Here is a 13754-nt window from a genome sequence, read left to right on the forward strand (position 1 = left end):
AAGAAGCGCACGCCATGTTATATCAAGCGTTATAACATAGGAGAACAGCCATGAATGTGACCCTGCGCAAGATCGGCAATTCCGATGGTGTGATCCTGCCTAAGGAAGTGCTGGAGCGGCTCAACCTCCAGACCGGAGATAAGCTCCAGGTGATCGAAACACCGAACGGCCTGACGCTGGAGCCTGTTGACGATACTTTCGAGCAGCAGATGGAAGCTGCCCGTAAAGTGATGGACAAGTACAAGGTCGCCTTGCAGAAGCTCGCCGAATGAACTGGCGTTTTCTTTCGCGACGCGTCGTTGAGGCAATCCACATCGAACAACTGCAACGCCACGGCGGCGCTCAAGGGCTTCGTGATGAGAATGCTCTTGAGTCTGCCCGGGCTCGCGCGCAGAACAAACAGGTTTATGGCCAACCGGATCATGCGGAAATCGCAGCAGCCTATGTTTTCGGAATAGGCCGCAACCATGCTTTCGTTGATGGCAACAAGCGCACCGCTATCGTGACCGCTGTTACGTTTCTGCTCGTCAACGGCTATGCACTGACCGCGGACGACGGATTGCTTTACAGTTTCACGATGGGCATTGCTTCCGGCGAGATTGATGAAGCTGGCGCGACCGCTTTTTTCCGTGACCATACAGTCGCGATAGAAGAAGACTAAACTGTCGTCAGCGACACGATTTCCCATTCGACATTGTTGATTTTCACGACATCACCGACCGGCTTGCCGAACAGCAGGATGGCGACAGGCGCGACATGGGAGATCTTGCCGTTTGACGGGTCGGCCTCGTCCTCGCCCACGATGGTCCAGCGACGGACCTTGCCATCATCCAGATTTTCCAGTTCCACGGTCATGCCGAAACGCACGACATCGCTATCGGCAGCGGGAACCGAAAGCTCGGCGTTTTCGCGCCGCGCCGTCCAGTAGCGCAGATCACGCGAAATGCGCGCAACCGCTGAACGCTCGCCGGCGACATTGGCATCCGCCAGCTCGCGTTGCAGCCGGGCGATCTCATCCTCGATCATCTTCAGCCCCGTCGGCGTGACGAGATTGCGATGCGGGCTTACAGGGCGCTCGCCAAGGTCGGTCGGCGCATCATCCTGTTCTTTGGTGAAAGCTCTGCTCATCATTTCAATGTAAGCAAGCGCACCCCTTCCGGCAAGCCTCCCTCCCATCCCCGCCCGCTTCTGCGACGTGTAAACGCATGATTTGCATGGCGGGTTTTTATTGATTGATGAGTCAATCAAAGATAGACTGCACTGGAATTAGGCTGAGAACGGACCAGAATTATGCCCAAGATCGGGATGGAGCCCTTGCGGCGGCGCGAGCTGATCGATGCCGCCATCCGCACAATCGGCCAGCGCGGTTCGCTGGATGTAACCGTCGCGCAGATCGCGCATGAGGCGGGGGTTTCGCCCGCGCTTGCGCATCATTATTTCGGCGGCAAGGACAAGCTCATTCTGGCCACGATGCGGCATCTGCTGCGGGAACTGGGGCAGGATCTCAACGCGGCCATCGGACAGGCGGAGACGCCGCAGGCGCGTATCGCCGCCATCATCGCAGTCAATTTTTCCGCCTCGCAGTTCACGCAGGAAACGATTGCAGCCTGGCTGACCTTTTATGTGCATGCGCAGCAGTCGGAAGATACGCGGCGGCTCTTGCGCATCTATGCGCGCCGCCTTCATTCAAATCTGGTTTTCGCGCTGGAGCAGCTCACGAGCCGCGAACAGGCGCACCGCATCGCCGAGGGCGCGGGAGCGATGATCGACGGCCTCTATATCCGCCATGCGCTCGGCGCGGATGCGCCGGATGCAGGCAGGGCCACGGCACTCGTGGAAGATTACATCGCGGTTCAGCTTTCAAGCCCACTTTTGGAAGGGCCTTCGGGAGAAAAATGAGTATGGAAGCGGATTTCGTCATCATCGGCTCCGGCTCCGCCGGATCGGCCATGGCCTATCGCCTGTCGGAAGACGGCCGCTATTCGGTGATCGTCATCGAATATGGCGTGCCGGATGTCGGCCCGCTGATCCAGATGCCGGCGGCGCTGTCCTTCCCCATGAACATGGAGACCTATGACTGGGGCTTTTCCACCGAGCCGGAGCCGCATATTGGCGGGCGCAGCCTCGTGACGCCGCGCGGCAAGGTGCTGGGCGGTTCATCCTCGATCAACGGCATGGTCTATGTGCGCGGCCACGCCCGCGACTACGACCACTGGTCGGAAAGCGGCGCGCGCGGCTGGGCCTATGCCGATGTGCTGCCCTATTTCAAGCGCATGGAAAATTCGAGCGGCGGTCAGGAAGGCTGGCGCGGCACCAGCGGCCCGCTCTATATTCAGCGCGGCAAACGCGACAATCCGCTGTTTCATGCCTTTGTCGAGGCCGGTCATCAGGCGGGTTTCGAAGTGACGGAAGATTATAACGGCGAGAAGCAGGAAGGTTTCGGCCCGATGGAGCAGACGATCCATAATGGTCGTCGCTGGTCCGCCGCCAATGCCTATCTGAAGCCCGCGCTCAAGCGCCCGAATGTCAGGCTGGTCAAGGGGTTGGCGCGCAAGATCGTGCTTGAAGGCAAGCGGGCCGTTGGCGTCGAGATCGAGGCAGGCCGCACCTTTTCGACCGTCCGTGCGCGGCGCGAGGTCATCATTGCCGCCTCGTCGATCAATTCGCCAAAGCTTTTGATGCTTTCCGGCATCGGGCCTGCCGCGCATCTGAAAGACCATGGCATCGAAGTGGTTGCCGACCGTCCCGGCGTCGGCCAGAACCTGCAGGACCATCTGGAAGTCTATATCCAGCAGGAATGCACGCAGCCGATCACGCTCTATTCCAAGCTGAACCTGTTTTCGAAAGCCAGAATCGGCGCGGAATGGCTGTTCTTCAAGACGGGCGACGGCGCGACCAATCATTTCGAATCCGCTGCTTTCGTGCGCTCGAAGGCGGGCGTGGAATATCCCGATATCCAATATCATTTCCTGCCGGTCGCCATCCGCTATGACGGCAAGGCGGCAGCGCAGTCGCACGGCTTTCAGGCCCATGTCGGGCCGATGCGATCAAAATCGCGCGGCAGCGTGACGCTTCGCTCGGCCAATCCGCGTGAAAAGCCGATCATCAAGTTCAACTACATGTCGCATGAGGACGACTGGGCCGATTTCCGCCATTGCGTGCGGCTGACGCGGGAAATCTTCGGACAGGCGGCGTTTGATCCTTATCGCGGCGCGGAAATCCAACCGGGCGCGCAGGTCCAGAGCGACGATGAAATCGACAATTTCATCCGCGAGCATGTCGAAAGCGCCTTCCATCCATGCGGCACCTGCAAAATGGGTGCGCTTGACGATCCGATGGCCGTGGTCGATGCTGAATGCAAGGTGATCGGTGTCGAAGGCTTGCGCGTTGCGGATTCGTCCATCTTCCCGCGCATCACCAATGGTAATCTCAACGGCCCGTCGATCATGGTCGGCGAAAAGGCATCCGATCATATTCTTGGCCGCACGCCGCTGGCGCGCTCCAATCAGGAACCATGGATCAATCCGAGGTGGCAGGTTGCGGACCGCTGACGCGGTCCAGCGAGTGGGCAGTAAGGCAGTAGGGGAAAATGTCAGCTCGTGTTCCCGGCGCTTACCAACATACTGCCTTACTGCCCTACCCCCCTATTCCCTTAAACAAGGAACCAGAAATGAAAGTACAACCCAAAGCCTCGCACTTCATCGGCGGCGCATTCGTGGAAGACAAGGCAGGAAAGCCTTTGCCAGTCATCTATCCGGCGACGGGTGAAGAGATCGCCAAGCTTTATTCCGCCACGCCCGGCGTGATCGAGGCGGCTTATGCGGCTGCGCTGAAAGCGCAAGGCGAATGGGCCGCGCTGAAGCCCGTCGAGCGCGGACGCATACTGCGCCGCACGGCGGAAATCCTGCGCGAGAAGAACAAGAAACTGTCGAAGCTCGAAACGCTCGACACTGGGAAGGCGCTTCAGGAAACGCTGGTGGCGGATGCTGCTTCAGCCGCCGATGCGCTGGAGTTTTTCGGCGGCATCATTTCCGGTTTCAACGGCGAGTTCGTGGAACTGGGCGGCTCGTTTGCCTATACGCGCCGCGAAGCGTTCGGCATCTGCGTCGGCATCGGCGCGTGGAACTATCCCATCCAGATCGCCGCGTGGAAATCCGCGCCTGCGCTTGCCATGGGCAATGCCTTCATCTTCAAGCCGTCAGAAAACACGCCGCTTTCGGCTCTGGCGCTGGCCGAAGCCTACAAGGAAGCCGGATTGCCCGACGGGCTGTTCAATGTCGTGCAGGGCTTCGGCGATGTGGGTGCCGCACTCGTCAACCATCGCCTGACGGCCAAGGTTTCACTGACCGGCTCCGTGCCGACCGGCAAGCGCATCATGGCGCAAGCGGGCGAACATCTGAAACACGTCACGATGGAACTTGGCGGCAAGTCCCCGATCATCGTGTTTGACGATGCCGACCTTGAAAGCGCCATTGGCGGCGCGATGCTCGGCAATTTCTATTCGACGGGTCAGGTCTGCTCGAACGGCACCCGCGTCTTCGTCCACAAGAACGTGCGCGAACGCTTTATCGAACGGCTGGTCGAACGTACACGCAAAATTCGCATTGGCGACCCGCTGGACGAAGCGACCCAGATGGGGCCGCTCGTCAATGCAGCCCAGCGCGAGAAGGTTCTCTCCTATATCGAAAAGGGCAAGGCGGAAGGCGCAACCCTTGCGTATGGCGGCGGCATACCGAAGCTGCAAGGTTTCGATAAGGGCTATTTCATCGAGCCGACCATCTTCACGGATGTGACAGACGACATGACCATCGTCCGCGAGGAAATCTTCGGGCCGGTGATGAGCGTGCTGGAATTTGTCCATGAGGATGAGGTGATTGCCCGCGCCAATGATAGCGAATTCGGTCTGGCGGCGGGCGTGTTTACCGCAGACATTGCACGGGGCCATCGCGTCATCGGCCAGATCAAGGCCGGGACATGCTGGATCAACGCCTATAACCTGACGCCGGTGGAAGTGCCCTTCGGCGGCTACAAGCAGTCCGGCATCGGACGCGAGAACGGCATCGCCGCTCTGGCGCATTACAGCCAGATCAAGACCGTCTATGTGGAGATGGGCAAGGTCGACAGCCCTTATTGATCGCTGAACCGGGTCCGTGGAACCGAAACCGGTCCCGCGGACTTGGGAGCGCAGTCATAACGGTAGAGCTGTGGCGATGGCACCGCGCGCGGATAGACGATGGCGCGCCGTGACGGCTGGCCCACCGGGTTTGCCAAGGGCATGGCCCAGCCGGGCCGTGCAGCTGCATCTGGAGCGCCCGTTCCCTGCATCGGCACGAGCCGGCATTCCAGCCCGAAATCGCTCTGCAGCCCTGTTGCGGAGGCAACGTGAGTGCAGCCGAACATGGCGAGCAAGAAAGTAAAAACCAGCCTCATATTGCGATAACTTTCAAACACAATAAATAGTTTCAAACCTTCTCATATTCAATGAATGCTCTATAGAAATAGCCTGCGGAAAGAGCCGCACATATTTGGCGAGATTACCTGTTAATAGCTATTGGTGAAACGATTTCTGACCTTGCAGGAGGGCACCATAACTGACCTTATAGAAATAACTACAATTATATTAGGTTGAAATTATATATTACAAAATAATGAAACTGTAATCATGGAAAGTGACATAGACAATCCTATTTACCGGAAATAAGAATACAACTCATATTTATTGGATGGCAACAAATGAGCATATGCCAATGGATCAATATAGTATTTATTTCTAATGAATGATTATTCCCCACATCAATGTTCATGATCTTTGGCTTGACGATTTGCAATGAGCAACGAGACAACAATTTCAACAGACATGATAGAGGACCGGCTGCGCAATGAATTCTGGCGCGCCATCCTGTAGCCCATGTATGAAATCACGGGCGACAGCGACGATTACCAGTTTTCAGGATCAATCGTTGCGCGTTCCATAGGCTCCATTCAGATGGAGCAACCTCCTTCAATTCACAGCGCTACACGCGTGCGCGAAAGCTCATCGCCAAGAGCGGGCTGAATCACTATGTCCTGCAACTCATCACCGGCGGCGATCTGCACGGCGATTTCAATGGTGTCGATGTCGAAGCGAAACAGGGCGATATCGTCGTTATCGATTTGAGCCAGACGGTGGAAAGCCACGCATCCAACGGTTCCCGCATCACTGTGCTGATTCCGCGTGAGGAGCTGGAGAGGATCGTCGGCTGGCGCAATCTGCATGGCCTCGTCATGCCCGCAACTGCCCCCATGACACGGGTGCTCTTCAGCTAACTCCAGAATCTCCAGTCATTGAGCGGCACGCTCGACAGGGTGGAAGCACAATCTGCGCTGGATGCGATGTTCATACTTCTCGGCGCAAGCATCAACGGCACCGAAGGCGGCGTCATTGAAAGCCTTCCAGCCAACCTCCCAGTACGCAAGCGCATCCTCGCCTATATCGACGAGAACCTTTCCGATCCAGTGCTGGGGCCATGCCTTATCACCAAGAACCTGCGCATTTCCCGCTCGAGCCTCTACCGGACATTCGAGATGGAAGGCGGAATTGCAAAGATCATCCGCGACAAGAGGCTGGTCCGCGCCTATCGCATTCTTGTCGCTGAACGCGGGCGGCACGTATCGCTGAAGGAAATTGCCTATCGTTGCGGCTTTCATGTTGGCACGCAATTCACCAAGGCATTCAAGGCCCGTTTCGGCATGTCGCCGAGAGACGCTCGCGATTGCGAGGCGGATCTGCTGACGCCGGTATTGGACAAGTTCGACTACACGATTCACCTTTCGGAAGAAGTCGCCAAACTGGGCATCATCAAGCCATGAGCCGACATCAGCCCGATGCAAGGCGCTTCAGAAAGTCGTCGCACCAGCGGTTGACGTCGTGGGTGTTGAGAAAGCCCATCATGCTTTCAAACCGTTCCTTGCGCTCCTCCAGAGGCATGGCCAGCGCACGGGCCATGGCATAGGCCATCGCTTCCGTGTCATAGGGATTGACCAGAAGCGCACCGTCCAGTTCCTGCGCGGCGCCGGCAAAGCGGGAGAGGACCAGCACGCCGGGGTTCTCGGGGTTCTGGGCGGCAACATATTCCTTGGCGACGAGGTTCATGCCGTCACGCAACGGCGTGACCAGACCGACAGCGGCGAGCCGATAGAGACCGGCCAGCACGTCGCGATTGAGGGACCGGTTGATGTAGCGTATCGGCGTCCAGTCCACCGTGGCGTTCGCTCCGTTCACCCGCCCGGCCAGTTCGGCCACCGCGCGCTGCATGTCCTTGTATTCCGGCACTTCGGAACGGGATTTCGGCGTGACCTGCAGAAAGGTAACCTTGCCGCGATTGCCGGGATCGACATTGAGAAAATGCTCGAAAGCCTCCATGCGATTGGTGATGCCCTTCGAGTAGTCGAGCCTGTCGACACCGATGATGAGACTACGATCCAGCATGCTTTCGCGCATGCGCCGCACTGTCGAATGGCCGTCCGCCTTGTTGGCTATCTCTGCAAATGCGGCCGTCTCGATACCGATGCCGAAGCGCTCGGCGCGGAACCGGTGGCCGAAGGCCTCAAACAGCCCGTCATCGCTGAGCGGCTTGCCGATTTTTTCACGCCGCAGGCAGCTGATGAAGTTGTCGACATCGTTTTCGGTCTGGAAGCCGACGACATCGTAGGAAGCAAGGCCGCGCATGATTGTTTCGTGCACGGGAAGCGTGAAAACTATATCAGCGGGCGGCCAGGGAATGTGCAGGAAGAAGCCGATGCGGTTGGTGACGCCCAGATTGCGCAGTTCCGCAGCCAGCGGAATGAGATGGTAATCGTGAATCCAGATGAGGTCATCCGGCTGGATCATCGGCAGGAGATGCTTTGCAAACAGGCGATTGACCCGGAAATATCCCGCCATGTCCTTGCGCGTGTAATCGATGAGATCGAGGCGATAGTGGCAGAGCGGCCAGAGCATGCGGTTGGCGAAGCCCGCATAATATTCGTCGATATCCTTCTTGTGGAGATCAAGCAGCGCATAGCGGATCGGCCCCTCGTCCCGGATCGTCAGTTCCTGCGGCTGACGCGCGGGAAGCGTCTTGCCGGACCAACCGAGCCATATGCCGCCGCGTTCGTTGAGCGCCGCCTGCAGCGCGACCGCCAGACCGCCCGCTGGTGCCTTGCCCTGTTCATCAGGCAGGGGAACACGATTGGAGACCACGATCAGCCGACCCATACACCAAATCCTTTCATTGCTGTTGCTGTCCATTGTCCGGGATGCCGGAGAGCCAGAGGCGAAGCTCATCCGGGCTTGCAAAGCGTGCAGCCCCCGGACGGTCGATCGCTCGTCCGACTACTACCGCCGTTCCGCCCAGTTGTTCCGCCGCCTCGAGCATCGGCAAATCAGTCAGATCGTCGCCGAATGCGATCGGCACCCTGCCCGCAAACGGCTTTTCCCGCATGAAGCGGCTCAAGGCGGCACCCTTGTCGCTGAGCGCGGGGCGCAGCTCGAAAACCATCTTGCCCGCCTGAACGGTCCAGTCCGGCCCCGCAAGCTTCCAAGCCTTGTCCACGAGGTCATGGGCAAGTTCGGCTTTCTCGGGCGCGGCGCGATAATGAAGCGCAATCGCACTTCCCTTGTCCTCGGCACGAAGGCCGCTGACGCGAAGCGCTGCCTGCCGCAGAAAATCCTTAGCGGTCTGGAATTGTTCGCCCGGCTCGATCAGTTCGACAAGCCCGGATGCGTGTCGGAATTCAGCGCCATGCAGCGCGGCTATCGGCCCGTGGTAATCGGGAAAGCGTTCCTCGATGAAGCTTATGGCCCTGCCCGTGACGAGCGCCATCGCACCGGACAAATGCCGGGAAATAACCGAGAGGGATTTTTGCAAGCCGGTCGAAACGACCACGCCGTCGGGATCGGCGGCGATATCGAGCAAGGTTCCATCGACGTCGAAAAAAAGCGCGTGTTTCTGAAAATCGATGACCGGCATGCCGATCAGATCGGTAGCCGTATCCTGTTCATTACTGGGCATAGGAGGCAAACATTCGCGGCGGCGAATGGTTCCCGATTAAATGCCGCGCCCGGCGGTTTCCGAGTGATTGACAAGGCGCCAAGAGGCTGACGCCTCGCGCCTCGAAAAAGTTCAATCACCAGCCGGGCTTAATCAAAGTCCAACGAGTTCCGCTCAACGACCGTGATATCAGGTGCGCCCATAGACGTCGTCGAAACGCACGATGTCGTCTTCGCCCAGATATTCGCCGCTTTGCACCTCGATGAGCACGAGCGGCAGAATGCCCGGATTTTCCAGCCGGTGACGGAAGCCACAGGGGATATAGGTAGACTGGTTCGTCGTAAGCAGAATTTCGCGATCGCCATTGGTCACCTTCGCGGTGCCGGAAACGACGATCCAGTGCTCGGAGCGGTGATGATGCGCCTGAAGGCTCAGCCGTCGTCCCGGTTTCACTTCGATCCGCTTGATCTTGAAGCCGTCGCCTTCCTCAAGCACCGTATAGGTGCCCCATGGGCGATGGGCCGTGCGGTGAAGCTTGGCAGCTTCATGGCCATCGGCGCGCAGCTTGTTGAAGACCTTGCGCACTTCCTGCGCCTTGTCGCGATGGGCGACCAACAGCGCATCGGGCGTGTCGACCACAAGAAGGTCGTGAACGCCGACAAGGCTGACCAACCGGGTTTCAGACAGGACAAAACTGTTGGTGGTGTCTTCGATGACCGTTTCGCCGCGCAGGCGGTTGCCTTCGTCGTCGGGCGTGATGAGATCGGCCATCGCCGCCCAGGAACCAATATCGGACCAGCCGCAGGACACCGGGATGCAGGCAATGTTGTCGGCCTTTTCCATGATCGCATAGTCGATGGAAATCGCTGGCGCCGCCGCAAAATCATCCTTGGCGATTTCGACCGTCTTCGTCTCGCCGTTGACGCCGCGCCGGGCATGTTCGAGCGAAGCCTGAACGGCAGTGAAGATTTCCGGCGCGTGGCGCTGCATCGCTTCGAGCATGGTTCCGGCTGTGAAACAGAACATGCCGGAGTTCCAGAAATAGCGGCCACTTTCGACATAGGCCTGTGCCGTCTCGGCGTCAGGTTTTTCGACAAAGCGCAGCACGTCGATGCCTTCGGCCTCGATGTAGCCGAAGCCGGTTTCAGGATGATCGGGCACGATGCCGAAGGTGACGATGCGGCCCGTTTCAGCAAGCGGTCGCGCCTTGGAAACGGCCTCGGCGAACGCGGCCTCATCCTCGATCAGATGATCGGCGGGCATGACGAGCAATGTGGCGTCAGGGCCGTAAGTGGCGGCGGCATGGAGTGCGGCGACGGCAACGGCAGGCGCCGTATCGCGTCCGAGCGGCTCCAGCAGAAATGCGTTATCGACCTTGGGCGCCTTCGCATCGGCATAGGCGTCAAGCGTCAGAAACAGGAAGTCGCGATTGGTGACGGTGAGGATATGGTCCACTCCGCCCAGCTGCGCCGCGCGCTTGTAGGTCTTGCCGATCAGGGTGCTGCCGTCCGGCAGCTCGATGAATGGCTTCGGGTGCGCATCGCGCGAAAGCGGCCATAGTCTTGAACCGGAACCGCCGCTGATGATGATAGGAATAAAGCTCATTGCTCAGTTGTCCTTCGTTGCGTTGCGGGCGATGGCAAGTCCCGTTTCCAGAAGCGTTTTTGCCTGGCTCTCGCCTGGGGCTTCCACATAGCACCGCAATTCCGGCGCGTTGCCGGAAGCACGATAGTGGATGGCATTGCCTGAATGGAAGAAGAGTTTCACACCGTCAATGGCCTCGGTCCGGACGATCGGCTCGTCCATCTGAAACAGCGCGCTTCGCGTCGCCTCGTTCTTGAGGAGGGACAGGAAGGCGAGGCTCTTTTCCTGCGGGACGTTCTGGAGCCTGTCGCTCAGCGCAGTGCGGAAATGAAAGCTTGCCGCAATGTCAGACAGCGGCTTGCCCGTTTCCTTGATGGAACCGAGACTTCCCAGGATTGGCAGCAGCGCATCACGGGTCGAAAGCGCGGCCAGCACATGACCGCCACGGTTTATATCCGTGCCCAGCAGCACGCCGCCATTGGCCTCAAACCCAACCACGGCCGGGGCGCCGCCGGCAACAGCCTGCGTCATGCCTTCGATAACATAGGGCGACCCCACGCGAGTTCTGATGACGCGCTCGAAATTTTCTTCCAGCGCGGAATTGGATGTCACGGGCGTCACTATCGTCTTGACGCCAAGCCAGCGTGCGGTGATTGCCCCGACCAGATCGCCCCGGACAAAGCGGCCCTTCCCGTCTGCGATCAACGGGCGGTCGGCATCCCCATCCGTGGACACGATGGCATCAAAACGGCTTTCCTTCGCCCATTGGTCGAGAAGCTCAATATCTTCGGAACGAAGGGCCTCGGTGTCGACCGGCACAAACACATCGGACCGTCCGAGCGGTACGGCTTCGGCCCCGAGTTCGGTAAGAATGCGGACGATGAGATCACGCGCTACGGACGAGTGCTGGTAGACCCCGACCCGCAAACCGCGGAGGCTTTCATGCCCCAGAAATCCGACATAGCGGTTCACATAGAGGTCGATCGCATCGCTGCCATAGGGTGCATCGTGCAGATGACGAAAGGCAAGATTTGCAGGCAAGGCCGCATAGGCGGCACTGATGGCGCTTTCATCATTCTTGTCGATTTCACCGTCGGCGCGATAGAATTTGAGCCCGTTGCGGTCATCTGGAATATGGCTGCCAGTGACCATAATGCTCGGCGCCTGCTGCGAGATTGCATAATTGCTCAGCGCCGGGGTCGGCAAGACGCCGCAATCAACCGGCTGAAATCCCGCATCCTCGATTGCCGCCATGCACAGCGCCGCGATGGCCGGACTGGACGGGCGAAGGTCGCGACCGACGAATACACTGTCGCCCCTGTGCAGCTTTCCGGCCTCCGACAGCATTCCGACAAAAGCAAGGGAATAGGCATAGGCAGGCAGGCCATTCAGTTCGTCCGCCAGTCCCCTCAGACCGCTCGTGCCAAATTTAAGCGATGTACCGCTCATGCTTCCCGCCAGATTTTCCAGTATCGAAGAGGCGACGCCCGCAAGCGCCCGCCGGGCTTAAAAGTCTTGCCATCTTATAACGTGAATCCGAAAATCATCATCCCCACAATGGTGCAATCCCATGCACCTTATTGTGGGTCATAATCCGTATAGGCGGGCAATATCAAATCCTTAACGCAGACTGCGTTAATAATTGCTGTTTTGCTTCTTGGGCTGAAAGCTAGAGCAGTTCCAGTTGAAACGGAATCGGGGAACCGCTCCATCTCACTGTTTTCACGCATTCTCCCTCGCAACCGCTTCGCACTTTTGCTGGAAATGCTCTATATCAGCCGGGACACGACGTCCCGCAGTGACGACTGCCAATGCTGTGCCGACCAGTTGAACGCCTGTTGGAATCTGGCCGTCGACAGGCGGGAGTTGGCAGGGCGCTGGGCCTTGGTGGGGTAATCGGCGGTCGCAATATCCGTAACGGTCGCCGCTGGCCCGCCAAGCCTGGCGCTTTCACTGAATATGGCGCGTGCAACCGCTCCAGTTCGTATCACCCGTTCCGGCCAGATGATAAACACCATAAGCCGAAAACTCCGGTGCCGCCGCCAGATGATCCGCCACCCGGATAATTGCATCAGCGATATCAAGCGCGCTGGTCGGATTGCCCCACTGGTCAGCAACAACCGAGAGAACGTCACGCGTCTCCGCGAGCTTCAGCATCGTCTTGACGAAATTCTTGCCGAAAGGACTATAGACCCACGCTGTCCGCAAAATGATGTGCTGCGGGTTGGCTTGCGCTACGAGACGCTCACCTTCAAGCTTGGAGCTTCCGTAGACACTGCGATGGCCGTTGGCGTCCGTTTCAACATAGGGTTTGTCAGCGTCGCCAGCGAAAACATAATCCGTGGACAGATGAATGACAGGAACGCCGCAGTTCTTCGCTGCCTGCGCAACTGCCCCGGCGCCTGCTGCATTCACCGCAAAGGCAAGTTCCTGCTCATCCTCGGCCAGATCCACCGCTGTATAAGCGGCGGCAGAGACCACGACGTCGGGCTCGATCGCTTCAATGGCACTGCGCACGGTTGACGGCTCTGCCAGATCCAGCTCCGGGCGGCCCAGCGCGATGACCTCGAGGTCCGCACGCTGCGATGCCTTCTCAAGAAGGCTCTGCACAACTTGCCCTTCCCTCCCGGTGACGGCGATTTTCATGCCTTGGCCTCTTTTACTGCCGTGCTGCCCAGGCGCTCACCGGCATAGGTACCGCTGCGGATCGGCTCCCACCACCATGCATTATCCAGATACCATTGAATGGTTTTTTCCAGCCCGGTCTCGAAATTTTCCTGCGGCTTCCAGCCCAGCTCGCGCTCGCCATATTGATGGTAAGCCAAAAAGCGCCAACGCGGGAGCGACGGTAACGTTGCGCCACATCCTGCCACCCAAATATCAGGGCGAGCCGGTATTTACGCATTCCTTCCATAATATCTCGAATTGCCACTCCCAGACCAGCTTTAGGCAGGGGATCCCCAATTACAGGTGTAATTGACCTGCCACTGAGAATTTCCTCCAGAATGGATTAGATTCCGGCCCAATAAAGGACGGACGGTAATCCCCCCACCAAATAACGGGCTTCAAAAGTAGAATTTTCTCGGGCTATATGATCGAGGAGATTTTAATGAAGACGAGCAGATTCAGCGAACCACAAATCCTTGCCATCCTTCGCCA

Annotated in this window: 11 protein-coding genes and 3 pseudogenes; 6 read left to right on the forward strand and 8 right to left on the reverse strand. The window is 58.4% G+C overall.

The features are described 5' to 3' along the window. Positions 1-50 precede the first annotated feature (50 nt). Both ACS5UA_RS14880 and ACS5UA_RS14885 read left to right on the forward strand, forming a co-directional pair. Entirely contained in the window at positions 51-272 is a 222-nt protein-coding gene (locus ACS5UA_RS14880; protein ID WP_075041615.1) for an AbrB/MazE/SpoVT family DNA-binding domain-containing protein, read from the forward strand. After that, the gene (locus tag ACS5UA_RS14885) at positions 269-661 is read left to right on the forward strand and encodes a type II toxin-antitoxin system death-on-curing family toxin (RefSeq protein ID WP_443101477.1); all 393 of its coding nucleotides are present in this window, start codon (positions 269-271) and stop codon (positions 659-661) included. The genes ACS5UA_RS14880 and ACS5UA_RS14885 overlap by 4 nt, the downstream gene beginning before the upstream one ends. Here the strand turns inward: ACS5UA_RS14885 and ACS5UA_RS14890 are convergent. Then, positions 658-1128 carry a GreA/GreB family elongation factor gene (locus ACS5UA_RS14890; protein ID WP_100648587.1) on the reverse strand — a complete coding sequence of 157 codons (471 nt, stop codon included), beginning with the start codon at positions 1126-1128 and terminating at the stop codon, positions 658-660. The genes ACS5UA_RS14885 and ACS5UA_RS14890 overlap by 4 nt on opposite strands. Positions 1129-1290: 162 nt before the next feature. Here ACS5UA_RS14890 and betI point away from each other — a divergent pair, with 162 nt between their 5' ends. The 3 genes from betI to betB all read left to right on the forward strand — a co-directional run bounded on the left by betI (position 1291) and on the right by betB (position 5134). Next, entirely contained in the window at positions 1291-1899 is a 609-nt protein-coding gene (gene betI / locus ACS5UA_RS14895; protein WP_006471138.1) for a transcriptional regulator BetI, read from the forward strand. 2 nt (positions 1900-1901) lie between these two features. Continuing rightward, the gene (gene betA, locus ACS5UA_RS14900) at positions 1902-3551 is read left to right on the forward strand and encodes a choline dehydrogenase (RefSeq protein ID WP_112702545.1); all 1650 of its coding nucleotides are present in this window, start codon (positions 1902-1904) and stop codon (positions 3549-3551) included. A 119-nt stretch (positions 3552-3670) separates the two neighbouring features. Next, the gene (gene betB, locus ACS5UA_RS14905) at positions 3671-5134 is read left to right on the forward strand and encodes a betaine-aldehyde dehydrogenase (protein WP_443101478.1); all 1464 of its coding nucleotides are present in this window, start codon (positions 3671-3673) and stop codon (positions 5132-5134) included. Here the strand turns inward: betB and ACS5UA_RS14910 are convergent. Then, positions 5128-5466, reverse strand: a complete 339-nt coding sequence (locus tag ACS5UA_RS14910) for a hypothetical protein (RefSeq protein WP_075041612.1) — start codon at positions 5464-5466, stop codon at positions 5128-5130. The genes betB and ACS5UA_RS14910 overlap by 7 nt on opposite strands. A 442-nt stretch (positions 5467-5908) precedes the next feature. Between ACS5UA_RS14910 and ACS5UA_RS14915 the strand changes: the two are divergent. Next, a pseudogene (locus tag ACS5UA_RS14915) lies at positions 5909-6849 on the forward strand (helix-turn-helix domain-containing protein). Positions 6850-6856: 7 nt separating this feature from the next. Here the strand turns inward: ACS5UA_RS14915 and otsA are convergent. From otsA to ACS5UA_RS14945, 6 genes and pseudogenes are all read right to left on the reverse strand, one after another. Continuing rightward, a complete protein-coding gene (gene otsA / locus ACS5UA_RS14920; RefSeq protein ID WP_025091244.1) occupies positions 6857-8236 on the reverse strand; it encodes an alpha,alpha-trehalose-phosphate synthase (UDP-forming) in 1380 nt (459 codons plus the stop codon). 13 nt (positions 8237-8249) lie between these two features. Further along, on the reverse strand, positions 8250-9032 hold the full coding sequence (otsB, locus tag ACS5UA_RS14925) for a trehalose-phosphatase (RefSeq protein WP_443101479.1): 783 nt from the start codon (positions 9030-9032) through the stop codon (positions 8250-8252). A gap of 168 nt (positions 9033-9200) precedes the next feature. Further along, a complete protein-coding gene (locus ACS5UA_RS14930; RefSeq protein ID WP_443101480.1) occupies positions 9201-10616 on the reverse strand; it encodes a mannose-1-phosphate guanylyltransferase/mannose-6-phosphate isomerase in 1416 nt (471 codons plus the stop codon). 3 nt (positions 10617-10619) lie between these two features. Beyond that, a complete protein-coding gene (locus ACS5UA_RS14935; RefSeq protein WP_443101481.1) occupies positions 10620-12044 on the reverse strand; it encodes a phosphomannomutase in 1425 nt (474 codons plus the stop codon). 320 nt (positions 12045-12364) lie between these two features. Beyond that, a pseudogene (gene rfbD / locus ACS5UA_RS14940) lies at positions 12365-13241 on the reverse strand (dTDP-4-dehydrorhamnose reductase). Further along, positions 13238-13399, reverse strand: a pseudogene (locus tag ACS5UA_RS14945) (dTDP-glucose 4,6-dehydratase); the annotation flags it as partial. The pseudogenes ACS5UA_RS14945 and rfbD, both read right to left, overlap by 4 nt. Between the last annotated feature and the right edge of the window lie 355 nt (positions 13400-13754).

Origin of the sequence: Brucella sp. RRSP16, assembly GCF_052246815.1 — a bacterium.
Taxonomy (GTDB): Bacteria; Pseudomonadota; Alphaproteobacteria; order Rhizobiales; family Rhizobiaceae; genus Brucella; species Brucella intermedia.

What these genes read in the sequence shown, in the direction of transcription:
- ACS5UA_RS14880 (WP_075041615.1), top strand. Translation starts at nt 51, where the DNA reads ATGAATGTGACCCTGCGCAAGATCGGCAATTCCGATGGTGTGATCCTG.
- ACS5UA_RS14885 (WP_443101477.1), top strand. Translation starts at nt 269, where the DNA reads ATGAACTGGCGTTTTCTTTCGCGACGCGTCGTTGAGGCAATCCACATC.
- ACS5UA_RS14890 (WP_100648587.1), bottom strand. Translation starts at nt 1,128, where the DNA reads ATGAGCAGAGCTTTCACCAAAGAACAGGATGATGCGCCGACCGACCTT.
- betI (WP_006471138.1), top strand. Translation starts at nt 1,291, where the DNA reads ATGCCCAAGATCGGGATGGAGCCCTTGCGGCGGCGCGAGCTGATCGAT.
- betA (WP_112702545.1), top strand. Translation starts at nt 1,902, where the DNA reads ATGGAAGCGGATTTCGTCATCATCGGCTCCGGCTCCGCCGGATCGGCC.
- betB (WP_443101478.1), top strand. Translation starts at nt 3,671, where the DNA reads ATGAAAGTACAACCCAAAGCCTCGCACTTCATCGGCGGCGCATTCGTG.
- otsA (WP_025091244.1), bottom strand. Translation starts at nt 8,236, where the DNA reads ATGGGTCGGCTGATCGTGGTCTCCAATCGTGTTCCCCTGCCTGATGAA.
- otsB (WP_443101479.1), bottom strand. Translation starts at nt 9,032, where the DNA reads ATGCCCAGTAATGAACAGGATACGGCTACCGATCTGATCGGCATGCCG.
- ACS5UA_RS14930 (WP_443101480.1), bottom strand. Translation starts at nt 10,616, where the DNA reads ATGAGCTTTATTCCTATCATCATCAGCGGCGGTTCCGGTTCAAGACTA.
- ACS5UA_RS14935 (WP_443101481.1), bottom strand. Translation starts at nt 12,044, where the DNA reads ATGAGCGGTACATCGCTTAAATTTGGCACGAGCGGTCTGAGGGGACTG.